The 20,613-nt window shown below is 66.1% G+C and carries 22 protein-coding genes and 2 tRNA genes; 15 read left to right on the top strand and 9 right to left on the bottom strand.

From position 1 onward, the window contains the following. The first annotated feature begins 126 nt into the window (after positions 1 to 126). Entirely contained in the window at positions 127 to 3,825 is a 3,699-nt protein-coding gene (locus tag AC6I6S_RS02175; RefSeq protein WP_497948081.1) for a PAS domain S-box protein, read from the top strand. Between the two features lie 205 nt (positions 3,826 to 4,030). Then, positions 4,031 to 4,372 carry a DUF7344 domain-containing protein gene (locus AC6I6S_RS02170; protein ID WP_497948080.1) on the top strand — a complete coding sequence of 114 codons (342 nt, stop codon included), beginning with the start codon at positions 4,031 to 4,033 and terminating at the stop codon, positions 4,370 to 4,372. A 70-nt stretch (positions 4,373 to 4,442) separates the two neighbouring features. On the opposite strand, the gene bcp is transcribed toward AC6I6S_RS02170, so the two are convergent. From bcp to AC6I6S_RS02150, 4 genes are all read right to left on the bottom strand, one after another. Beyond that, on the bottom strand, positions 4,443 to 4,910 hold the full coding sequence (gene bcp, locus AC6I6S_RS02165; RefSeq protein WP_497948079.1) for a thioredoxin-dependent thiol peroxidase: 468 nt from the start codon (positions 4,908 to 4,910) through the stop codon (positions 4,443 to 4,445). Between the two features lie 83 nt (positions 4,911 to 4,993). Continuing rightward, positions 4,994 to 5,884, bottom strand: coding sequence for a DNA replication complex subunit Gins51 (locus tag AC6I6S_RS02160; protein WP_497948078.1), 891 nt, complete (start codon positions 5,882 to 5,884; stop codon positions 4,994 to 4,996). Between the two features lie 111 nt (positions 5,885 to 5,995). Then, the gene (gene priS / locus AC6I6S_RS02155) at positions 5,996 to 7,171 is read right to left on the bottom strand and encodes a DNA primase small subunit PriS (RefSeq protein WP_497948077.1); all 1,176 of its coding nucleotides are present in this window, start codon (positions 7,169 to 7,171) and stop codon (positions 5,996 to 5,998) included. A 78-nt stretch (positions 7,172 to 7,249) separates the two neighbouring features. Beyond that, positions 7,250 to 7,726, bottom strand: coding sequence for a GNAT family N-acetyltransferase (locus tag AC6I6S_RS02150; protein WP_497948076.1), 477 nt, complete (start codon positions 7,724 to 7,726; stop codon positions 7,250 to 7,252). A 204-nt stretch (positions 7,727 to 7,930) separates the two neighbouring features. Between AC6I6S_RS02150 and AC6I6S_RS02145 the strand changes: the two genes are divergently transcribed. From AC6I6S_RS02145 to AC6I6S_RS02135, 3 genes are all read left to right on the top strand, one after another. After that, complete coding sequence (locus AC6I6S_RS02145; RefSeq protein ID WP_497949286.1) at positions 7,931 to 8,359, top strand: archease; 429 nt, start codon at positions 7,931 to 7,933, stop codon at positions 8,357 to 8,359. 55 nt (positions 8,360 to 8,414) lie between these two features. After that, the gene (locus AC6I6S_RS02140; RefSeq protein ID WP_497948074.1) at positions 8,415 to 9,509 is read left to right on the top strand and encodes a DoxX family protein; all 1,095 of its coding nucleotides are present in this window, start codon (positions 8,415 to 8,417) and stop codon (positions 9,507 to 9,509) included. Between the two features lie 77 nt (positions 9,510 to 9,586). Next, positions 9,587 to 11,047: an RtcB family protein gene (locus AC6I6S_RS02135; protein ID WP_497948073.1), complete on the top strand. Its 1,461-nt coding sequence runs from the start codon at positions 9,587 to 9,589 to the stop codon at positions 11,045 to 11,047. A gap of 15 nt (positions 11,048 to 11,062) precedes the next feature. Here the strand turns inward: AC6I6S_RS02135 and AC6I6S_RS02130 are convergent, their stop codons facing one another. Next, positions 11,063 to 11,275 (bottom strand): hypothetical protein, encoded by a 213-nt coding sequence (locus tag AC6I6S_RS02130; protein ID WP_497948072.1) that lies wholly within the window; start codon positions 11,273 to 11,275, stop codon positions 11,063 to 11,065. Between the two features lie 121 nt (positions 11,276 to 11,396). Further along, positions 11,397 to 12,080, bottom strand: coding sequence for a helix-turn-helix domain-containing protein (locus AC6I6S_RS02125; protein WP_497948071.1), 684 nt, complete (start codon positions 12,078 to 12,080; stop codon positions 11,397 to 11,399). 161 nt (positions 12,081 to 12,241) lie between these two features. Between AC6I6S_RS02125 and moaA the strand changes: the two genes are divergently transcribed. Then, a complete protein-coding gene (moaA, locus tag AC6I6S_RS02120) occupies positions 12,242 to 13,216 on the top strand; it encodes a GTP 3',8-cyclase MoaA (RefSeq protein ID WP_497948070.1) in 975 nt (324 codons plus the stop codon). A gap of 16 nt (positions 13,217 to 13,232) precedes the next feature. Here moaA and AC6I6S_RS02115 read toward each other — a convergent pair whose 3' ends face one another. Genes AC6I6S_RS02115 through AC6I6S_RS02105 form a run of 3 tightly spaced genes read right to left on the bottom strand, consistent with a single transcriptional unit; the run spans position 13,233 to position 16,605 of the window. After that, complete coding sequence (locus AC6I6S_RS02115; protein ID WP_497948068.1) at positions 13,233 to 13,736, bottom strand: DUF7519 family protein; 504 nt, start codon at positions 13,734 to 13,736, stop codon at positions 13,233 to 13,235. Beyond that, the gene (locus AC6I6S_RS02110) at positions 13,733 to 15,691 is read right to left on the bottom strand and encodes a DUF7269 family protein (RefSeq protein ID WP_497948067.1); all 1,959 of its coding nucleotides are present in this window, start codon (positions 15,689 to 15,691) and stop codon (positions 13,733 to 13,735) included. The genes AC6I6S_RS02115 and AC6I6S_RS02110 overlap by 4 nt, the downstream gene beginning before the upstream one ends. Beyond that, a complete protein-coding gene (locus AC6I6S_RS02105) occupies positions 15,688 to 16,605 on the bottom strand; it encodes a DUF4129 domain-containing protein (protein ID WP_497948066.1) in 918 nt (305 codons plus the stop codon). Before AC6I6S_RS02105 ends, AC6I6S_RS02110 begins: the two co-directional genes overlap by 4 nt. A 188-nt stretch (positions 16,606 to 16,793) precedes the next feature. Here AC6I6S_RS02105 and AC6I6S_RS02100 point away from each other — a divergent pair. The 9 genes from AC6I6S_RS02100 (at position 16,794) to AC6I6S_RS02060 (ending at position 20,605) form a co-directional block, all read left to right on the top strand. Next, a tRNA-Ser gene (locus tag AC6I6S_RS02100) sits at positions 16,794 to 16,876 on the top strand. Positions 16,877 to 16,950: 74 nt separating this feature from the next. Then, entirely contained in the window at positions 16,951 to 17,469 is a 519-nt protein-coding gene (locus tag AC6I6S_RS02095; protein WP_497948065.1) for a 30S ribosomal protein S13, read from the top strand. After that, entirely contained in the window at positions 17,469 to 17,990 is a 522-nt protein-coding gene (locus tag AC6I6S_RS02090; protein WP_497948063.1) for a 30S ribosomal protein S4, read from the top strand. The genes AC6I6S_RS02095 and AC6I6S_RS02090 overlap by 1 nt, the downstream gene beginning before the upstream one ends. A 1-nt stretch (position 17,991) precedes the next feature. Continuing rightward, complete coding sequence (locus AC6I6S_RS02085) at positions 17,992 to 18,378, top strand: 30S ribosomal protein S11 (RefSeq protein ID WP_497948062.1); 387 nt, start codon at positions 17,992 to 17,994, stop codon at positions 18,376 to 18,378. Positions 18,379 to 18,381: 3 nt separating this feature from the next. Next, on the top strand, positions 18,382 to 19,131 hold the full coding sequence (locus AC6I6S_RS02080; protein ID WP_497948061.1) for a DNA-directed RNA polymerase subunit D: 750 nt from the start codon (positions 18,382 to 18,384) through the stop codon (positions 19,129 to 19,131). A gap of 125 nt (positions 19,132 to 19,256) precedes the next feature. Continuing rightward, positions 19,257 to 19,341 (top strand) — tRNA-Leu (locus tag AC6I6S_RS02075). A gap of 72 nt (positions 19,342 to 19,413) precedes the next feature. Next, positions 19,414 to 19,767, top strand: coding sequence for a 50S ribosomal protein L18e (locus AC6I6S_RS02070; protein WP_497948059.1), 354 nt, complete (start codon positions 19,414 to 19,416; stop codon positions 19,765 to 19,767). After that, complete coding sequence (locus AC6I6S_RS02065) at positions 19,764 to 20,213, top strand: 50S ribosomal protein L13 (protein WP_497948058.1); 450 nt, start codon at positions 19,764 to 19,766, stop codon at positions 20,211 to 20,213. Before AC6I6S_RS02070 ends, AC6I6S_RS02065 begins: the two co-directional genes overlap by 4 nt. Then, positions 20,207 to 20,605, top strand: coding sequence for a 30S ribosomal protein S9 (locus AC6I6S_RS02060; RefSeq protein WP_497948056.1), 399 nt, complete (start codon positions 20,207 to 20,209; stop codon positions 20,603 to 20,605). Before AC6I6S_RS02065 ends, AC6I6S_RS02060 begins: the two co-directional genes overlap by 7 nt. The last annotated feature ends 8 nt before the right edge of the window (positions 20,606 to 20,613 follow it).

The raw sequence follows: 20,613 nt of genomic DNA, 5'->3' as shown, positions 1-20,613 counted from the left end.
GCCCCCTCGCCTCCGACGGTTCTCCCTTACGCTTATTTCCGATTACGGTCGAAGAGAGCGCCTCGCGCCCCCCTTCTCGGTCCGGGACTGTTATGGTATGTGCCAACATACATTTCGGGTAGAACCGTGAATTCGTCACCAGAGACGGATCCGGCGCTCGAGGAGGTCGTTCGCCAGCAGGAAGCCGTTACCGATCTCAGCCGCCGGGCGATCGAACGGGACGACTTCGATCAGTTGCTGGACGAGGCGACGACGATCGTCACGGAGACGCTGGATACCGAGTACGGGGCGGTTTTCGAACTGTTGCCGGGCGGTGACGAATTCTCACTTCGTCAACGCGTCGACTGGCAAGATGATGCGGTCGAGACGAGAGTTCGTCGCGAGGAAGCGTCGCGGGTCGGTTTCACGCTCGGTTCCGCCGAACCGGTCGTCGTCGACGATCGCCGGACGGAATCGCGCTTTTCGGCTTCGGAACTCCTTCCCGACAGCGACGTCGTCAGCGGGATCGGCGTCAGCATCGGCCCGGTCGACGATCCGTGGGGGGTACTCGAGACGCAGACGACCGAGCGACGAACGTTTTCGGCTCACGACGCGAACTTCGTCCAGAGCGTCGCCAACGTCCTCGCCGGTACGATCGGCCGCTATCGCTCCACGTCGAGCGGAACCGAGGAGTACGCCGATGACATCCTCTCCGCTGTCGACGATATGATTTATGTCGTCGACGAGGCCGGGAACTACCGACAGTGGAACGAGAGCCTGACCGCGGTCACCGGCTACTCGGACGCGGAGGTCGAGTCGATGCATCCGCTGGAGTTCATCGTCGAGAAGGATCACGACGCGCTCGCAGCTGGAATCGCGGAGATCTTCGAAACCGGGCACTCGCGCGTCGAGGTGACGGTGGTGACCAAAGACGGGGAGCGGCTCCCATACGAGTTCAGCGCGTCCAGACTCGAGACCCCGGACGGCGACGCCGCCCTGGCGGGTATCGGGCGCGACATCACCGTCCGCAAGGAACACGAGCGGGCGCTCGAGGAGTCAGAGCGGCGCTACCGTACGCTCGTGGAGAACTTTCCCAACGGCATCGTCACCCTGTTCGACGACGATCTCGAGTACACGCTCGCCGCGGGCCAGGCGTTCGAGAAGCTGGCGGTGTCACCGGACGAGGTGGAAGGTCGAACGCCGCGTGAGGTGTGGGGGAGTGACGTCGCCGACGACTTCGAGCCAACGCTGCAGGCGGCGATCGAGGGCGAGGAGGCGACGATCGAACTCTCCTACGTCGGCCGAGACTGGCTCATACACGCGGTCCCGGTCGCCGACGAGCACGGCGACGTCTACGCCGGTATGACGATGGCCCAGGACATCACCGAGCGCAAGGAACGCGAACGGTTCCTGCACGACGCGAAGGCACAACTAGAGGCCGCGACCGAGGCGGGGGCGATCGGGACCTGGGAGTGGCGGATTCCCGAGGATCAGATGACCGTCGGCAGCTCATTTGCACGCACATTCGGCGTCGATCCCGAGGCGGCGCGCGAGGGCATCTCCCTCGACCGGCTGCTGTCCTCGATCCACGAGGACGACCGCGACCGCGTCGTGCGACGGATCGAAGAGGCCGTCGAGACCTGCGGCGAGTACGAAGAGGAGTACCGCGTCTGGAACGCCGAGGGAGAACAGCGGTGGGTGGTCGCCCGCGGTCACGTCGAGTGCGACGAGAACGGCGACGCCCAGACGTTCCCCGGTGCGCTCACGGATATTACCGAGCGCAGGGAGGTCGAGGAGGCCCTGCGCGAGAGCGAAGCGCGCTATCGGACGCTGTTCGAGTCGATCGACGAGGGGTTCTGTATCGTCGAGTTGCTCTTCGACGAGGCGGAGGTGCCGGTCGACTTCCGGATCCTCGAGGCGAACCCGGCGTTCGAGGCGCTCACCGGGCTGGTGGACGCTGAAGGGGGAACGACGAACGACCTGGTTGCCGAGATCGAGCAGGACTGGTACGACACGTATGGACAGGTCGCACGCACCGGCGAGGCGACGCGATCCGTCCAGTACGTTGCCGACTGGGACCGGTGGTTCGATGTCTACGCGTTTCGAATCGGCGAGCCGGCGGAGCGAAAGGTCGCGATTCTCTTCAACGACATTACCGAGCAAAAGCGCACCCAGCGGGCACTCGAGCGGCTCAACGACGCCAGCCACGAGCTGATGGAGGCGGATCCGTCGACGATCAGCGACCAGGTTGCCTCGCTGACGGGGGCCGTCCTCGACGTCGAGTACGCCGCGCTGTGGCGCTACGACGAGGTAACCGGAAGTCTCGAAGAGCACGCCAGCCGCGTCGATGTCGTCGGCTCCGAGGCGGTCGACCGGCTCGAAGGGTTCGACGACCGCGTCTGGCAGACGTTTGTCTCGAGCGAACTCACCATCGACATCGAGGAAGACGCTCCCGACGGCGTCAGGTCCGGACCTCCGATACGGAGCTGTCTGTTCGTCCCGCTGGGGAGACACGGCGTCGTCTGCGCCGGTTCGACCCGACCGGACGCGTTCGACGATCGGACGATCGACCTCGCGGAGACGGTCGCGACGACCGTCGAAACGGCCTGGAATCGCGCCGAAGGCAAACAGCAGCTGTCGAAGCGAAACGAGGAACTCGAGCGCCTCGACAGGCTGAACAGTCTCATCCGGGAGATCGATCAGGCCCTGGTGGAGGCCGACAGCCTCGAGGCGATCGACCGGGCCGTCTGCGAGCGGCTGTCGGCCTCCGATTACTACGAGTTCGCCTGGATCGGCGAGCGAAATCCGGTCACCGAGACGGTCGAGCCGCGAGAGTGGGCCGGAGTCGACGACGGGTACGTGAACGCGCTCGCCATCGCGACCGACGAGCCGCCGATCGACCGGAACCCGGTCGCGACCGCGGTGCAAACCCAGGAGCTACAGGTCATCTCCGACGTCGCGATCGATCCGCGCGCCGCCGCCTGGCGGGAAGCCACGCTGGATCGGGGCGCTCGCTCGTGTATCGCCGTTCCGCTGGTGTATCACGACTCGCTGTACGGCGTGCTGTCTGTGTACACCGGCCACCCGCAGCCGGACGAACGCGACCACGCCGTCCTGGCCGAGCTCGGGGAGACGATCGCTCACGCGATCGACGCGGTCCACACCAAACGAACGCTGTTGACCGACAGCGTCGTCGAACTCACGCTCACGGTGGGGGATGCGGACGACGTCCTGGCCGAGCTGGCGGCGGCGATCGACTGCGAGGTCGAGTTCGACGGACTCGTTCCGCACGGCGACGATCTCGACCGCCTGTTCTTCACGACGCGGGAGGCACCGGCAGACGAGGTTCTCGCCGCCGGCGAGCGGCTGCCCGGCGTCGCCGGAATCGAGCAGATTCGGGAAGACGAAACGCGGTGTGCGTTCGAGGCGACGGTCGCCGAGCCGACACTCGCGTCACGTCTCCTCGACAACCACGCCCTCATCCGCTCGCTCACCGCGGGGGACGACGCCACCACGGTCGTCGTCGACCTCCCCGCCGACAGTTCCACTCGCGAGTTCGTCGAACGCGTTCGAGACATCTACCCGACGACGGAGCTCGCGGCCCATCGCACCCGCGATCGACCGGTCACGACGCCACAGAACCTTCGGGACGCCCTCGACGATCGATTCACCGACCGCCAGCGGGAAATCCTCGAGATGGCGTACCTGAGCGGATTCTTCGAATCGCCGCGCGAGCGAACGGGCAAGGAGCTGGCCGACGCGCTGGACATCACGCAGTCGACGTTCTCGTATCACCTCCGAGAAGCCGAGCGCCGGCTCTGCGAACTGGCGTTCGAGAACAGCTGAACGCGCCGGGTTCGCAGCCGCTCGCGGTCGCTCGAGTTCCGTCACCCGCAGGCTCGAGCCTCGTCCCCTGCAGCGGCCGGGACGGCTGCAGTAACGCCACATCGCGGGACGGATCCGCCCCGATCTAGATAATACGCGTCGGCGATCCTGACGGTGAAACACGTTCGACGGTATCCTTTCCACTGCCGTCCGTCAACCGGGAGTCATGGCGCAACGCGCACCCGTCCGCTCCGATGATGCCCAACCCCTGAACCGGTTGTTCGACGTCCTCAGCGATCCGCACCGTCGGCGTCTTCTCCTGCTCGTCGGCGACCGCGAATCGCGCGACGCACTCGACGTCGAGAGGATCGCCACCGAGGACGACGACCTCGAACGGCTCGTGACCGAACTTCACCACGTCCACATTCCGAGACTCGTCGAAGCGGAGTATCTCGAGTGGAACAGAGAAGACGGGACGATACGGCGAGGGTCCGCCTTCGAGGAGGTCGAACCGGTTCTCGGCGTGATGGGCGATCATCGGGACGAACTCCCCGGTGGCTGGCCATAGCGACCCGCCTCGGCTCGACCCGCTCCGCGAGCGCCGTGTGCGGTCGGAACCCTGCGTAGGCCTCGCTGGTTCAGTCGCCCTCGCCCTCGAGCCCCTCCAGCACCTCCGCCGCGTGGCCTTCGGGCGAGACTCCCTCGTACACGGCCTCGATCGTTCCGTCCGGCCCAACGACGTACGTGTTGCGGAAGACGCCGTCGAACGTGTTGCCGAACATCTGCTTTTCCCCGTAGGACTCGTAGAGCGTCGACACCTCGCCTTCCTCATCGGAGAGGAGGTCGAACTCGAGACCGTGCTCGTCGGCGAAGCGCTCGAGATCCTCGACGGGATCGTCGCTGATCCCGACGACGGCCGCGTCCCGGGCGTCGAAATCGGGACGGTGGTCCTCGAAGGCGCAAGCCTCGATCGTACAGCCCTCGGTGTTCGCCCGCGGGTAGAAGTAGACGACGAGGCGCTGGCCCTCGAAATCGGAGCGCCGAACCGTCTCGCCGTGTTGATTCTGCAGTTCGAACTCGGGTGCCTCGTCACCGACTGTAAGCATACCTGTGGGTTCGGCCGTTCGAGGGTATGTCTGTCGGTTGCAAACGCGTGCGGTGATTTCGCTTCGGGGTCGCCGAGAGGGCGCTACTCGAGGGGCGTCGCCGCGTCCCGGTCGACCAGCGGCGTCGCGTTCTGTTCGGGCAGGGTGACGATGTCGTCGCTCGAGAGCGTGTACTCCCGATCGTCGACGCCGAGAATCGAGCCGATGTCTCTGGTGATCCGAACGGTAACGCGGTCGACCGAGGGGTCGTCGCCAGCGTCGGGGGTTTCGGGCTCCGAATCGGAGTCCGATGGCTCCCCCGCGGGCCGCTCGTCTCGCCTCGCCCGGGGATCGGGGTCGTCCGGCGGCGCCGCCGGTGTGTCGGTACTCGAGGCGGGTTCCTCGGCGTCGGATTCGGCCGGTGGCTCCGCGGCCGCGGGGAGATCACCACCCATCGCGTCCGCGACGCTGACGCCGTCGTCCGCTGCGTCGTCGGGGGTTGGCTCGGGGCGCTGATCGGCAGCCGGCTGATCCGGTGGCGTCGGCGGCGTGTCGTCTTCGGCTGGCTCCGCTCGAGCGCCCTCGACATCCGCAGCGTCCTCGGGGTCGACGCCCTCGAGGACGTCAAGCACTCGGCCCTTGTTCGTCTGGATTCGCTCGACCAGGTCGTCGAACAGGTCGGCCTCCTCGGCGGTCAGTCCCTCGTCGTCCGCGGCCATCCCCGCCGCGGCGAGGCTCGCCTGCTTGACGAGTTTCCCCATTCGGCGCTCGTAGATGGCCTCGACCACGTCGGTGGCCGTCTCGATCTCGTCCGTAAGTCGGCCGACTTCGGGCGAAGAGAAGGGATCGTCGGCGGCCTCGGCGACGCGTTCGCGCTCGGCCTCGAGATTCGTGATGTACTCGCCGACCTCCTGGTAGAACGACGGGCGCAGGTGCTGGAGGCTGTCCTTCTGGCGCTCCTTGCTCTGGACCGTGCGCAACTCGTCTAAATTCATCCTTTGCTACCCACCACCTGTTGCCGCCCCGTCAGGACGGCCGGAGTGAACTCCTGAACTGAGTGAACATCGCCCGGGGTTGTAAATATATCGTCGTGAGATTTCTACGGCTCACTCCTTTTCCTTCTCCGCTCGCCCGCGGGCCATGAGGAACATGGCGACGTGTTCCGGCAGGCGCTGGGCCCCTGACTCGATCTCGCGGGTCGTTCCCCCGATTTCGACCGTCCCGCCGCCGGTTACGTCGACGGCGATCTCGTGGCCGGTGAACGTCTCCGGAACGGCGTCGACCAGGGGGTCGAACGCGTCGATCTCGTCCCGAGCGATGCGCTTCGTCTCGAGCGCACTCCCCCCGTGGAGACTGCCTGGCAGGCGGATGAGCCGGTTCGTGTCGGTGGTCACCGGCTCGTCGATCGGCGCGTTGTCCGCCTCGACGGCACGAGCGGCAAAGCGCTCGGCGAGTTGTGAAACGGCGGTGTGAACCGTCACGTTACCGGCCTCGATCTCGGCACGGTTGTTGCGCGCGGCGTTGAGCGTCGCCGTCGCCTTCCCCTCGCCGATACCGTCGAACTCCTGGAGGCGCTCTAAGGCGTCCTCGTCGTCCAGTTCGAGGAGGTCGTCCAGAAACGCCATGAGTTCCCGGTGGGCGCGTGCGCCCCAGCCGCCCTCGGTTCTGAGAGTTCGCCGTTGTGTCGGCGTCTTCCGTCCGAGTCCGGCGACCGTTTCCTCCTCGATCAGCTGTTCGTACTCGAGGCCGATGCCGCGGACGTAGTCGACGATCTCCCGGCGGTGCTCGCGATCCAGTTCGAGTATCGACTCGTCGCGGACGTGGACGTGATAACCCCGGCCGCCCGAGAAGACGACCTCGAGTTCCTCGAACGCGAAATCGTCCTCGAGAAAGTCGAGCAGTCGCAGGAGGGCGTCCTTGCAGGTCGCGAGCATCTCCGCGTAGGAGTCCTCGCCCAGCGTTACCCGCGGCAGGTGATCGGCGTCGAGGTCGAAGACCAGATCGGAACAGCGCCATTCCTTCTCGCTCATCGACCCCGCACCGGGGTCGCGGTAGCGCCCGGCCGAGAAGTAGACGTGCCGGGGCCGCTTTCGTTCGAGGAACGACTCGAGGTCGCCCAGTTCGAGCAGCGACCGGTGGCGCACCATCGTTGTGCCCGGCCCCTCCGTCCACGGGATAAAGCCCCACTCGCGCTCGTTTGCAGCGGGTGGCAGCGTGATATCCGCCCGGCGGTAGTGGTCGCGAAACCGGCCCCGAAGGTACGCCCTCGTTCGCTCCTCCATATGCCTCGAGTACTCTCCCGTGGGGTGGTATAATCCTGCCGGAGTTGCGGTCGGACGGCGGCGTTCACGCCGACCGCGTTATCGGCGCACGAAATCGGAGAGGCGGTCCGCGATGCCTGTGTCGGAGCCGAGTTTGAGGTAGTAGGCGTCGCCGCCGTCCTCGTAGTAGTTGTCGATGCGGCGTTTGATCTCGAAGCCGAGGTGTTCGTAGAACCGGAGGGCGTTCTCGTTTGTCGTCCGGGCGTGGCAGGTGACGGTTCGGTTATCGTCGGCGACGCGAGCGACGAGCCGTTTGCCGATCCCTTCGCCGCGGCAGGCCGGCGAGACGGCGAGAAAGAGGATGTAGCCGTCGCGGCGCACGGCGGCGAAACCGACCAGGTCGCGGTCGTGGAGGTAGCAGTGAACCGTCGAGCGGCGGTAGGCGTCCGTGAAAAAGTCCCATCGCTGTTTGAGCACACCCTCCTCGTCGTGGATCTGCTCTTTGAGCAGCCAGGCATCGTCGACGAAGTCGTCGCTGCCTGGCGGGACGACGCGACTGTCTACGTTGACGCTCACTACCACATCGTAGCAGCAGCGACAATATAATTCCACCGGCAGCAACTGCGGGAGTAGTGCCACCACGTGACGATAAGTCGCCGCTCGATTCGAGAGTCGCTGGGTATCCGCGTCCGCGGAACGTGGGGACGGAGCCGCCTCACGCACGACGGCGGGCGGTCGAAAGCGACGGACATACCACCCGAGCTGGCGAAGGGAGTCGTGATGCCCTTCGAACTTCGGGACCACACTGCCGACGTCGGCGTCGCCGCGACGGGCGAAAACCTCGAGGCGGTCTTCGCGGGCGTCGCCGACGGGCTGGCGGCGGCCTCCTGTGAGTCGATTCCCGAGGCGGAGTCCGACGCTGGCGGCCCCGCCGACCCGTTCGAGCTCTCCGTTACCGCTGAAAGCCGCGAGGCGCTGTTGTTCGACTACCTCGACGAGCTCATCTACCTGCGGGACGTCCGGCTCGAGCTTCCCGCCGATAACGACGTGACCATCACGGAAAACGGCGAGTGGCGTCTCGAGGGCCGGGCCCGCGGAATCCCCCTCTCGGAGATCACCGCCAGGGAGATCAAGGCGGTGACCTACTCGGAGATGCGTCTCGAGGAACGCAACGGGGAGTGGGAGGCGTACGTCGTCTTCGACGTGTAGCAGCCACTCGATCCGGGACGGGAGCGTTTTATCCGTCGTTGCCGTACCGGGCCGCATGTTCAGTGGGCTCCGCCGTCGGCGGTCCGCGTTCGTGGCTTCGATGCTCGCTTCGCTCGTGCTCGCGGTTGGTTCCGTCGGCGCCCACGAGGAGTACGTCGTCGATGAGGAACACGACGTCGGTGTCGCCGAGTTCTTCCGGGAGGCGCTGTCGGATCCCGCCGTCGTCGGTCCCCTGCTCGCTGGTGCGCTGATCGTTCTCGCCGTCGCGACCGGCTACCTGTGGGTTCGACCCGCACCCCGCGATGTCGCCGCGTTTCGGTTCGCCATGCGGGAGTACACGGAATACGTCCCCTGGCTCCTGCGAATCTCCTTTGGCATCCCGCTGATCGGCGCGGGCTTTGCCGGCTACTTCGTTAGCCCTGCGGTCGATGTTCAACTTCGCCTGCTCCAGGTGGCACTCGGTTTTCTCCTGTTGTTCGGGCTGGCGACGCGACTCGTCGCGCTCGTCGCGCTCGCGATCTACCTCGTCGGTGCGGCAATCTGGCCGACGCTACTGTTACAGCTCGAGTTCGTCGGCGGTCTGCTCGCTATCACGCTGGTCGGCAGCGGGAAGCCGAGCGCCGATCACGTCCTCGGACGGATCGTCGGCGGACCGGGGACGCTGTACGGCCGGGTCGACGTCGTCTACGACCGCGCCCGACGGTTCCGGGAGCGAGTCGAGCCCTACGAACGCTACCTGCCGACGGTCACTCGAGTCGGGCTCGGCGTCACGTTCGTCTATCTCGGCGTCACACAGAAGCTGTTGCAACCGGGACTCGCCCTCGCGGTCGTCGACCGGTACGACCTGACGGCGGTGATCCCCGTGAGCCCCGAACTCTGGGTGCTCGGTGCCGGCCTCGCCGAGACGGCTCTCGGCCTCGCACTCGTCGCGGGGGTCTTCACCCGCGCCGGAGCGGCGACCGCGATCACGATGTTCTCGCTCACACTCTTCGCGCTGCCCGACGATCCCGTTCTGGCCCACGTCGCGCTGTTCGGGATGGCCTCCGTGCTCTTGATCACCGGCGGCGGCCCCTACGCCCTCGACAACCGGATGGAGGTCGTTGAGGACGAACTCGAGGAAGCGGCCCCGACACCGGCTTCCGGATCGTAGTCGGTCCACTCGTTCGGAACCGTCCGACGGATCGATCGAGCGCAGGTGCTTTCACGCCCGATGGCGAACGTCCGAGTATGACCACGTTCGACGCAGACGGCATCACCCTCGAGCAGGTCCGGGAGTTCGTCTGGGAGATCCCACGAGAGGGAGAGATGCGCACTCCCGCGCGCGTACTCGCGAGCGAGGCGCTGCTCAGGGAGATCAGCGAGGACAAGACCCTCGAACAGCTGAAAAACACGACCCACCTGCCGGGGATCACGAACTACGCGCTCTGTATGCCCGACGGCCACCAGGGCTACGGCTTCCCGGTCGGCGGAGTCGGGGCGCTCGACGCCGAAAACGGCTGTATTTCGCCGGGAGCGGTCGGGTACGACATCAACTGCGGCGTCCGGATGATGCGGACCAACCTCACCTACGACGATCTCCAGGGCCGCGAGGAGGAGCTCGTCGACTCGCTCTTTGCGAACATCCCGTCGGGACTCGGCGGCGGCGGGGTCGTCGAAGCAGGCGTCGACACCGTCGACGAGATCCTGGCTCGCGGGGTGGACTGGGCGCTCGAGCACGGCCACGCCGTCGAGGACGACCTCAAACACTGCGAGGACGAGGGAATGCGCGAGGGTGCCGATCCCTCGAAGGTGAGCCAGAAGGCCAAGGATCGCGGGAAGAATCAGATCGGCTCGCTGGGGTCGGGGAACCACTTCCTCGAGGTCCAGCGCGTGACCGATATTTTCGACGCGGAGGTGGGAGAGGCGTACGGACTCGAGGAGGACCAGATCGTCGTCCTGATCCACTGCGGCTCGCGCGGGCTGGGTCACCAGACGTGTAACGATTATCTGCGAAAGATCGAACAACAGCACCAGGGCCTCCTCAATCAGTTGCCCGATAGGGAGCTGGCCGCCGCGCCCGCCGGCTCACAGCTCGCCGAGGACTACTACGGGGCGATGAACGCCGCGATCAACTTCGCGTGGGTCAACCGCCAGCTGATCATGCACCGCACCCGAGAGGTCTTCGAGCGGGTGTTCGACCGCTCCTGGGAGGCCATGGAGATGGAGCTGCTGTACGACGTGGCCCACAACATAGCCAAAAAAGAGTTCCACACCGTCGGAGACGAAGAGCGCGAACTCTACGTTCATCGCAAGGGCGCGACGCGCGCGTTCCCGGCGGGCCACCCCGAGGTTCCGAAGGCCTACCGCGAGGTGGGCCAGCCGGTGATCATCCCCGGCAGCATGGGCGCGGGAAGCTACGTTCTCCGCGGCGGCGAGCGCTCGATGGATCTCACCTTCGGTTCGACCGCCCACGGTGCCGGGCGGGTGATGAGCCGAACGCAGGCCAAGAAGGACTACTGGGGCGGCGACGTCCAGGAGGAACTTCGGGACCAACAGCAGATCTACGTCAAAGCCCAGTCGGGGGCGACGGTCGCCGAGGAGGCCCCCGGGGTGTACAAGGACGTCGACGAGGTCGTTCGCGTCTCCGACGCCCTGGGAATCGGTGACAAGGTCGCCAGAACGTTCCCCGTCTGCAACATCAAGGGCTGAGCGGTCCCGACATCCTCACTTGAGCCGGAACGGGTTGTCGTCGTCCGTTCCGCTCTCGTCCGCGGGTTCGTAGCCCTTCCGTGCCGTTAGCGTCACCGTCGCTTCGGGATCGTCATCGTCGGCCCACGGGCTATCGTACGCCGACAGTTCGACGTCGGTCACGTCCCACCCCTCCTCCTCGAGCAGTTCGACCAGCCGACGCTGATCGCTGAGCATCTCGTCGTCCATACGGTTTCGCTCGTTCTCGAGGACGGTAGGTATTGTGTCGACTCGTACGGTCCGTCGTAATTCGGTATCGGTGACACTCACCGGGACAGCGATTACCGGGAACCAGTTACAGCGATCAGTATCAGGTCGGCTTTTCCGGCTCGGCCGTTTCCTCCGTCCCGATCGCGATTACGTCCTCGACGAGCGCGCGGTGAGCTCGACGCAGTCGCTCGGAGAGCGCCTGGTGAGAGATGCCGAGTTCGGTCGAGAGCGCTTCCATATCCGCATCGCGTGGAATCTCGTAGTATCCCCCCTCGAGCGCGGCGACGAGCGTCTCGTGTTGCGCGTCGGTCAGACCGTGGCGCCCCTGCCGGTCGTCGTCGAGCTGGTGGATCTTCTCGATGTTGATCGCCAGCCCTTCCTCGCCCGCGAAGTCGTAGGTACGGGCGAGAGACTCCCGCTCGGGAAACAGGATTCGGAACCGCCAGTGGCTCCCCTCCCCGCGCGCTTTGAGGATCGTCGCCTTCTCCTCGGTCAGCAGGTGGATTATCATCGTCACGTCGTCGACCCAGCTCATTCGATAGAGACGCTCCTCACCCAGATCCGTGAGCAGTTCCGCCCCCTCGACGCTGGCGTCGTCCTCGAGGGCGTCGTTCAGCGCTTCCAGCCGTTCCGGCTCCCCCGTAAACCAGACGTACGGCATCACCTGATCCGGATCGTAGGCGACGACGCGTTCGATCTCGACTTCGACACCACCGGTCGTTTCAAGCGCCTGCCGGAGCGCAAACTCGTCCGCGGGAATCGTGAGTTCGGCGATCGTACTCATCGACTACTTCCAGGGTGCCGACGGTTAAGAGTGGTCCCCTCCCGGGTTCGCCGCTGGAGAACCGGCGGTTGTGTACCCCCTCGAAAATCGTAACCGATACTGGTTACGGACGAGGGGATCGGTCGGCGCGTTTAAGCGGATTCGCCTGCAACGAGTGATCGATGCTCACCGACGACTTCGGACGCGAGGTAACGGGGGTTCGCGTTTCGCTCACCGATCGGTGTAACTTCGACTGCGTCTACTGTCACAACGAAGGACTCGGTGACACCCGCGGTCCGATGGCGCCGGGCGACGACGAGATGGCTACCGACGACGTCGTGCGATTTCTCGAGGTTGCCGCCGAGTTTGACGTCGACGCCGTGAAGTTCACCGGCGGCGAACCGATGCTCCGCCAGGACTTAGAGGAGATCATCGAGCGCACGCCCGACTCGATGGAAACGTCGCTGACGACCAACGGCACCTTTCTCCCCGGGCGCGCGGAGGCGCTCGTCGACGCCGGCCTCTCGCGGGTGAACGTCTCCCAGGACGCCCTCGACCGGGAGGCGTTCGCCGAGATCACTAAAAGCGGCGGCTACGACGCGGTGATGGAGGGCGTTGAGGCGGCCCTCGAGGCGGGGCTCGACCCCGTCAAACTCAACATGGTCGTCTTCGAGCACACCGCGGGCTACGTCCCCGAGATGGTCGACCACGTCGCCGAAAACGACGGCCTCCAGTTGCAGTTGATCGAGTACATGCCGGAGCTAACCGGCAAGCCGGAGTGGAACGTCGACATCGAGCGCGTCCACGGCTGGCTCGCCGAACAGGCCGAGGAGATCGAACACCGCGAGATGCACGACCGCAAACGGTACTGGATCGGCGGCCCCAGTGGCGAGGGCGGCATGGTCGAGATCGTCGATCCCGTCGAGAACCCCACCTTCTGTGCGAACTGTCACCGCGTCCGGGTGACCCACCAGGGCTACCTGAAGGGGTGTCTCAACCGCAACGACGACCTGCGATCGATGGGCGAGATGACCAGACCGGAGATCCGCGAGGCGTTCCGTGAGGTCGTCGCCAACCGCGTGCCGTACTACGGCGAGTACATGGTCCGAAACGAACGCGGCGAGTGGGAGTTCAACGAGGAGTACATCGGGGTCTGAGTAGGTCGCGGCGCAGCTACGCGCGCGAACCCAGCCCCATGACGACGAAACAGGCCGCGAGCAACAGGAGGACGACGGCCGAAGCCGGCTGTCCGTCGGCTGCAAAGAGGTAGACCCCGTAGCCGAGCGTCGCCGCGAGCAGTCCGACGAACAGGCTCGAGACGACGTGGACGGTCTCGAGTCGAGCCGTCGCCGTCTCCCGCCCGAGTTGCTCCCCGAGGTCGATGCCATCCTGTCCCAGATCCCAGGCGATGACGGCGGCGACGGTTCCGAGCACCGTCAGTTCGACGCTGTCGCTTCCGAGACCGGAGACGACGACGCCGGCGAACAGCAGCAGACAGCCGAGGTCGACCGCAAGGCGGGTTCCGCGAACCAGCCCGACGCTGAGACAGACGAAGCCGACCGCAGCGATGGCGATAGCGTTTACTGACCCCATCCCAGCGGTGGCGACGGCGACGATCCCGGCGACGCCGGCGGCAACGCTCGCGATCCGCGTCGGCAGACGGGTGAGTTCGCTCACCGTCGATCACCCGCGTTCGTCCGGGCGAGCGCGTCGTCGAGCGTCTCCTCGGCTCGCCAGTCGATAACCGGAATCCCGCTCCGCTGGAGGTCGAAGCGGCGAATTCGCCGGGCGACCCGCGCGAGTTGCTGACTGGTCGTCCGCTCGGCGGTCGGATCGGGGCTGATGACCGTCACCGGGTGGCCGTGTGCGTCGAGTCGCCGCGCGATCATCGCTGAGGGGTAGTCACACAGCGGCGAGAGAAACACGATCTGCGTCTCCCCCGAGAGCCGACGCCGAAGGACTCTGAGCTGGGTGAGCCAGCGCGTCGTCACTTCGGGTGGAACCGTCGAAAACTGTGGGTGCGTCGTGAGCAGTTGCTGGAGCTGCACCCGATGGTGGTGGCCGGACGCCGGCGCCAGCCAGCAGGGGTCCCAGCCGTCGTCGCTGTCCGGACGACTGAGCGGACCGAACGCCGCCAGTCCGACCGTGTCGCTCTCCTCGAGCAGCGAGGCCGCGATCCGCCCGGCCGCGTCGACCGATCGGTCGACCGCGTGGGCGGCGTCGGGCTCCGGCGCGAGGTAGGCCGCCTTCCGGGAGTCGACGAGCACCAGCACCCGAGCCGCACGCTCCTCGTGAAACTCGAGAGTTGCGAGTTCGCCCGTTCGGGCGTGGCGGTTCCAGTCGATCCGGTTCAGGGGGTCGTTGCGGCGGTAGTCGCGAACGGAGTGAAACGTCGTTCCGGCGCCCCCCTCCGCGGTCATCAGCCGGCCGGAGAACGTCGCTGCCGTCGTGCGAAGCGGAACCGGTGTCGCCGTCGGTCGGAGGACCGGTTCACAGGAGATGACGGTTTCACAGCCGATCAGCAACTCTCGTTCGGTCGACCGCGAGAGGTCGCGCGTGATCGCGAGCGCGGGATCGAACTCGTGGCGACCGCGGCGGGCGGTCACCGTGTACTCGAGGGTAACCGACTCCTCTGGGCGAAGCGTCGTTCCGATCCGACTCGAGCCGTCGGTGACGGCCAGTCCCGAGGGAACGCCGTCGACGAACCGGAGGTCGGGGACGAGCGAGCCGGAGTCGTTGGTGATCTCGACGGTTACGGCGACCTCGTCGCCGGGTTCGGGCGACTCCTCGTCGACAGTTCGGTCGACGGTGAGGGCGGGCGCGGGCGCGTCGAGGGCGGCGGCGAAGCCGGCGTACCCGACGCCGACGACGCCGGCGAGCGCGACCGCCGGGGATTCGGCGGCCGCGCCGATACCGACCGCGAACAGCGCGATCGCACCGATCCCCGTCCAGTAGCCGGTCGAGCGGCGGGTCCGGTCGACGACTCCGTCCACGCGTTCGGTCGTCGTCCGGGGGACGACGTCCTCGAGCTCCTCGCGATCGTACTGGGGGAGATCGTCCGGCTGGGCTCGGCCTCCGAGTCCGGTGTAACCGATCGCGGCGACCGCCGCGGCGGTTCGGCGAACGCCGAGGCGGAAGTCGCTGGAGCGGTCGAGGCGGCGTGCGATCCGCTGGCGAAGCGAGTCCGCCGGCTGCTCGAGGTCGGGCGAGAGGAAGGCGGCGGCGTGCTCGTCGTCGGTCCAGGTCCCCGCCTCGATTCGCCGTCGGGCCTCCTCGTTCGAGAGGCCGTTGAACCGGGTGAGAACGGCGAGCGCCGCGCCGTGAAGGCCGTCGACGATCCGTTTGCTCGTCACGGTAAACGCGACGGTCTCCGATCGGAACTGGTCGACGGCCTCGCGCAGCGACTCGCCGGGGACCGGTACCTGGATGCGGTGTTCGGGATCCGGCGTTCCGAGCTGCTCGCGTGCGTCGAGTCGGCGGTACAGCGGCCGGAACGCGCCGAATGTCACGATGATCCCGACGAGGATGATGGTCCCCTGGACGGTGTTGACTGCCACGGTGTCGAACAACACCGCGAGGCCGACGAGAAACGCGGCGACACCGAGTCCCAGCGGAACGAGACGAACGCTCACTCGCGGTCACCTCCGGCGGCGTCGGCCTCCGCATACGCCTCCTCGATTCGCCGTAGAACCGTGACCGCGCGCGCTTCGATCTCCTCGGTCGCCTCGCGGTGGCCGTACCTGACGTCCTCGAACAGCCGGGTCAGTTCCCGGACGTGCTCGCGCTCGAGGCCGGCGTCGGCGGCCGCGTCGGCGAACTCGCCGGGCGTGCTCGTTTCGGGCCGGGAAACCTCGAGGAGGTCGGTCATCTCCCGCCAGGCCCGGTACACTTCGTTGTCGACGTCGGTGGTGTTCTCGATGCGGTCGGCGGCGCGTCCGGCGGCTGCGGCGACAGCGACTGCGTCGTCGGTCCCCGCTTCCGGCTCGGTGGCGACGACGGTGCCGGTGGCGTCCTCGTCGTCGGAGAGGCCACTGAGAAACAACGTTCCAACGAAGATCACGGTGAGGACCGCGAGCAGCCCGATCAGGGGTCCGAACGGCATGGGATCGGCGTCGCCGTCACCCTCGCCGGGCTCCTCGCCGCCGAACTCTTCGCCCGCCTGTAGTTCATCCGGCACCTCTCGTTCCGGAAGCTGTTCGCCGACGCCGAAGTAGAAGAACGCGCCGACCAGCGCCAGGACGAGAAGACCGACCGCCAGGTAGACGGCAATCATCTTGACCATCTCCCGGCGGTGGGTGATCAGATACCACGCCAGAATGATGGCACCCAGAACGATGAGCGCGTAGAAGAGAAACTCGAAGAGCGGGAGCGCGTGCTCGCCCGCGTCGGGTGCCTCCGAGGGGGGACGGCCGACTTCCTCGCCGCTCCCCTGCCCGCCGTCGCCGCCGGTTTCGACCGGTGAGCGAAGCGTCGCTGCGGCGATCGCGATCGCAACGATACCGATGACGGCAGCGACGAGACGGGCGAGGAGGTCGTTTCGGGACACCTGTTAGTTCGGTCTATCGTGTCGACCGTAATAAGTTAGGAGTGTTTCGAACGAGTGACAGAACGGGGCCCAGTGTGGCCGGGGCGGTGGGCGTTTCGTTGCGCTTAAGTACCCCACACGGATACGTTCGAGTGCAATACGCTGTAGGGGGTCCGCCCCCGAGTCCGGAAGGGCGATGATAGACACGAGTCGTGGTAGCCAAGCGGCCCAAGGCGCATGGTTGCTAACCATGTGGCGTCAAGCCTCCGGGGTTCGAATCCCCGCCACGACGTCGGACCCAGACCACGCTGATGGGATTCCATCAGTACTCGCATCGCACGCAGACCAGACACAGATACACGACACATGAGCGAGGAAGACCCTCAAGAACAACAGGACGACGACGATCTTCAGTACTTCGTCCGGATCGGTCAGACCGACCTGGACGGGACGAAGTCCGTCGAGCGCTCGCTCTCCGAGATGAACGGGATCGGTCGACGAACCGCCCGGATCATCGCCGAGAAGGCCGAGGTCGACCGAACCGCGACGTTCGGCCGCCTCGAGGAGGACACCATCGAGCGCGTCGTCGATATCGTAGAGAGCTACGCCGAAGACGTTCCCGAGTGGCTAACCAACCGCCAGCGGGACTTCTACACCGGCGAAACCACCCACGAGATTGGCAACGATCTCCAGTTGACCCGTCAGCACGACATCAACCGCATGAAGATGATCGACTCCTACAAGGGAGTCCGCCACAAGCGCGGTCAGAAGGTCCGCGGCCAGCGGACGAAGTCCACCGGTCGTACCGAGGGGACCATCGGCGTCAACGTCGAGGAGATCCGAGAAGAACAGGCCGAAGAGGCCGCCGAGGAGGGTGACGAATAATGGCGCTCGGTAGCGACACCAAACACTACGAGACGCCGAACCACCCCTACCAGGGCGAGCGAATCGCCTCCGAGCACTCGCTGCTCGATCGGTACGGCCTGAAGAACAAAGAAGAGCTCTGGCGCGCGCAGTCTCAGCTTCGCTCCTACCGGCGCGAGGCGCGTGATCTGCTCGCCCAGCCACAGGACGAGGACGCCGTACAGCGCCGAACCGAGGAGTTCCTCGGTCGACTCACGCGCGCCGGTGTCCTCGGCGAGGAAGACGGTCTCGGCGACGTCCTCGGCCTCGAGGTGGAGGAAGTGCTCGAGCGCCGTCTCCAGACGGTGGCCTACCGGAAGGGACTGGCCCACACGCCACAGCAGGCCCGCCAGTTCATCGTTCACGGCCACATCGTCCTCGGCGATCAGCGCCAGCGGATCCCGTCGTACGTCGTCGACGTCGACGAGGAGGATCTCGTCGCCTTCGACGAGAACAGCCCGCTTGCGGACGAACTCCACCCGGAACGCGCGGAGGGACAATAACATGGCAGACGACGAAAAATGGGGCGTTGCCCACGTACACGCATCGTTCAACAACACCGTCATGACCGTGACCGACCTCACGGGCGCGGAGACGATCGCCAAGTCCTCCGGCGGGACGGCGGTCAAGCAGAACCGCGACGAGGCGTCGCCCTACGCGGCCATGCAGATGGCCGAGTCGATCGCCGAGGAGGTCAAAGCTGCCGGCATCACGGGTCTGCACGTTCGCGTGCGCGGCCCCGGCGGGAACCTCCAGAAGTCCCCCGGCCCAGGCGCACAGGCGACGATCCGCGCGCTCGCCCGCTCGGGCATCGAGATCGGTCGCATCGAAGACGTGACCCCGATCCCACACGACGGATCGCGCGCACCGAAAGGCAAAGGCGGCTACTAGATCATGACAGTAGAGTACGACGTCGAGTTCGTCGAACGTGGGGATCGCAAGGCGCGATTCCTCGTCCGCGGCGTGACGCCCGCGTTCGCCAACGGCATCCGCCGTGCGATGGTCGCGGACGTGCCGACGATGGCGATCGACGAGGTTCGGTTCATCGAGAACTCGTCGGTCATGTTCGACGAGCAGATCGCGCTTCGACTCGGCCTGGTTCCGCTGACGACCCCGCCGGAAGGCGAGTTCGTCGAGGGTGACACCGTCACCCTCTCGATCGACGTCGAAGGGCCGGCGACCGCCTACTCGGGCGATCTCGTCTCGAGTGACGATCTCGTCACCCCGGCCGACGAGAACGTGCCGATCATCGACCTCAAAGACGACCAGCGCCTCGAGGCAGAGGCCGACGCGCTCATCGAGCGCGGCAAGAGCCACGCCAAACACCAGGGCGGCGTGGCCGTCGGCTACCGACATCTCCAGCGCCTCGAGGTCGGCGACGACCTGCCGGAGTTCGAGGACCAGGAGCGCCGCATCGTCCGCGGCGTCGTCGAAGAGGACGGTGAACTGGTGTCGACGAGCGAGTTCGACCACGATCTCAGCCAGCGGTATCCCGGCAAGGAGGTCCGCATCGAGGACGTCCCGAACGCGTTCGTCTTCCACGTCGAAACCGACGGCTCGTTCTCCGTCGAAGAACTCGTCAGCCGCGCCGCCGACTCGCTCGAGGCGCGTGCGACCGAACTCGAGGAGGCAGTACAGCTATAAGATGACTGGACGCCCCAACCCCCTGCGTACGATGCGGGCCGGTGCCGTGAGCTCCGAGGCCGACCCGCGACCGATGGGTCGAATCGAAAGGGGTTTTACGGGGCGACCAGTACCTGGAAGTGCGAGCAGGGATAGCCAAGTCAGGCCAACGGCGCAGCGTTCAGGGCGCTGTCTCGTAGGAGTCCGCAGGTTCAAATCCTGCTCCCTGCATCACTTCTTTCCGGAACTCACAGCCACAGTGGGTGGCGCGTCGGTTCCGACCGCAGCAGTTGGAGGAAACCAATGAGTAGCAAGACTAATCCGAGACTCAACGATCTCATCGCCGAGTTGAAGTCGACGTCCCGCAGTTCGGACGCCGACGTCTGGCGAGACGTTGCGGATCGGCTCGAGAAGCCCCGCGCGAACCACGCAGAGGTGAACCTGGGGCGGATCGAACGATACGCACGCGAGGAAGAGACAGTGGTCGTTCCCGGCAAGGTGCTGGGATCGGGCGCACTGCAGAAGAACGTCACCGTCGCCGCCGTCGACTTCTCGTCGTCGGCCGAGACGAAGATCGACCAGGTCGGCGAGACCGTACCGCTCGAGCAACTGCTCGAACAGAACCCAGAAGGATCCAACGTCCGGGTGATCGCATGAGCGTCGCAGAGTTCGACGCCGACGTCGTCGTCGATGCCCGCGATTGCATCCTCGGACGCGTCGCCAGCCAGGTCGCCCAGCGCGCGCTGGACGGCGAGCGCGTCGCGATCGTCAACGCCGAGGACGCCGTGATTACCGGCAGCAAGGAGGACGTCTTCGAAACCTACCGGACGCGGCTGCAGCTCGGTTCGGACAGCGGTCCGTACTACCCGAAGCGACCGGACACGATCCTCAAGCGCTCCGTTCGCGGGATGCTTCCGTACAAGAAGCCCCGCGGCCGCGAAGCGCTCGAGAACGTCCGCGTCTACGTCGGCAACCCCTACGAGGGTGACGACGACTACGAAGCCGAGATCCTCGAGGACACGTCGCTGGACCGACTCTCGAACATTCGCTTCGTGCACCTCCACGAGGTCGCAGAACAGTTAGGTGCTAACGTGACATGGTAACGAACACAAGTGGCAAAAAGAAGACAGCCGTCGCTCGCGCTACCGTGCGAGAGGGCGAGGGACGGATTCGAATCAACTCCCAGCCGGTCGAACTGGTCGAGCCCGAGATGTCGCGTCTCAAGATGCTCGAGCCGTTCCGCATCGCCGGCGACGACCTTCGAAGCGGCGTCGACGTCGACGTTCGCGTCGAGGGTGGCGGCATCAGCGGTCAGGCGGACGCCGTCCGCACCGCGGTCGCACGCGGAATCGTCCAGCACACGAACGACGCCGAACTCCGCGACGCGTTCATGGAGTTCGACCGCTCGCTGCTGGTCAACGACGTTCGACAGTCCGAACCCAAGAAGTGGGGCGGTCCCGGTGCGCGGGCCCGCTACCAGAAGTCCTACCGCTAAGGTGATTC

It is taken from the genome of Natrononativus sp. DTA114, assembly GCF_059736515.1.
This window is presented reverse-complemented; position numbering and strand designations above follow the sequence as displayed.

Excerpts from the sequence above, each read along its gene's own strand:
- AC6I6S_RS02060 (WP_497948056.1), top strand. The coding sequence starts at position 20,207 with ATGGTAACGAACACAAGTGGCAAAAAGAAGACAGCCGTCGCTCGCGCT.
- bcp (WP_497948079.1), bottom strand. The coding sequence starts at position 4,910 with ATGCTTACAGTCGGTGACGAGGCACCCGAGTTCGAACTGCAGAATCAA.
- AC6I6S_RS02125 (WP_497948071.1), bottom strand. The coding sequence starts at position 12,080 with ATGAGTACGATCGCCGAACTCACGATTCCCGCGGACGAGTTTGCGCTC.
- AC6I6S_RS02130 (WP_497948072.1), bottom strand. The coding sequence starts at position 11,275 with ATGGACGACGAGATGCTCAGCGATCAGCGTCGGCTGGTCGAACTGCTC.
- AC6I6S_RS02145 (WP_497949286.1), top strand. The coding sequence starts at position 7,931 with ATGCCCTTCGAACTTCGGGACCACACTGCCGACGTCGGCGTCGCCGCG.
- AC6I6S_RS02095 (WP_497948065.1), top strand. The coding sequence starts at position 16,951 with ATGAGCGAGGAAGACCCTCAAGAACAACAGGACGACGACGATCTTCAG.
- AC6I6S_RS02090 (WP_497948063.1), top strand. The coding sequence starts at position 17,469 with ATGGCGCTCGGTAGCGACACCAAACACTACGAGACGCCGAACCACCCC.
- AC6I6S_RS02085 (WP_497948062.1), top strand. The coding sequence starts at position 17,992 with ATGGCAGACGACGAAAAATGGGGCGTTGCCCACGTACACGCATCGTTC.
- moaA (WP_497948070.1), top strand. The coding sequence starts at position 12,242 with ATGCTCACCGACGACTTCGGACGCGAGGTAACGGGGGTTCGCGTTTCG.
- AC6I6S_RS02080 (WP_497948061.1), top strand. The coding sequence starts at position 18,382 with ATGACAGTAGAGTACGACGTCGAGTTCGTCGAACGTGGGGATCGCAAG.
- AC6I6S_RS02065 (WP_497948058.1), top strand. The coding sequence starts at position 19,764 with ATGAGCGTCGCAGAGTTCGACGCCGACGTCGTCGTCGATGCCCGCGAT.
- AC6I6S_RS02140 (WP_497948074.1), top strand. The coding sequence starts at position 8,415 with ATGTTCAGTGGGCTCCGCCGTCGGCGGTCCGCGTTCGTGGCTTCGATG.
- AC6I6S_RS02160 (WP_497948078.1), bottom strand. The coding sequence starts at position 5,884 with ATGAATTTAGACGAGTTGCGCACGGTCCAGAGCAAGGAGCGCCAGAAG.
- priS (WP_497948077.1), bottom strand. The coding sequence starts at position 7,171 with ATGGAGGAGCGAACGAGGGCGTACCTTCGGGGCCGGTTTCGCGACCAC.
- AC6I6S_RS02170 (WP_497948080.1), top strand. The coding sequence starts at position 4,031 with ATGGCGCAACGCGCACCCGTCCGCTCCGATGATGCCCAACCCCTGAAC.
- AC6I6S_RS02135 (WP_497948073.1), top strand. The coding sequence starts at position 9,587 with ATGACCACGTTCGACGCAGACGGCATCACCCTCGAGCAGGTCCGGGAG.
- AC6I6S_RS02070 (WP_497948059.1), top strand. The coding sequence starts at position 19,414 with ATGAGTAGCAAGACTAATCCGAGACTCAACGATCTCATCGCCGAGTTG.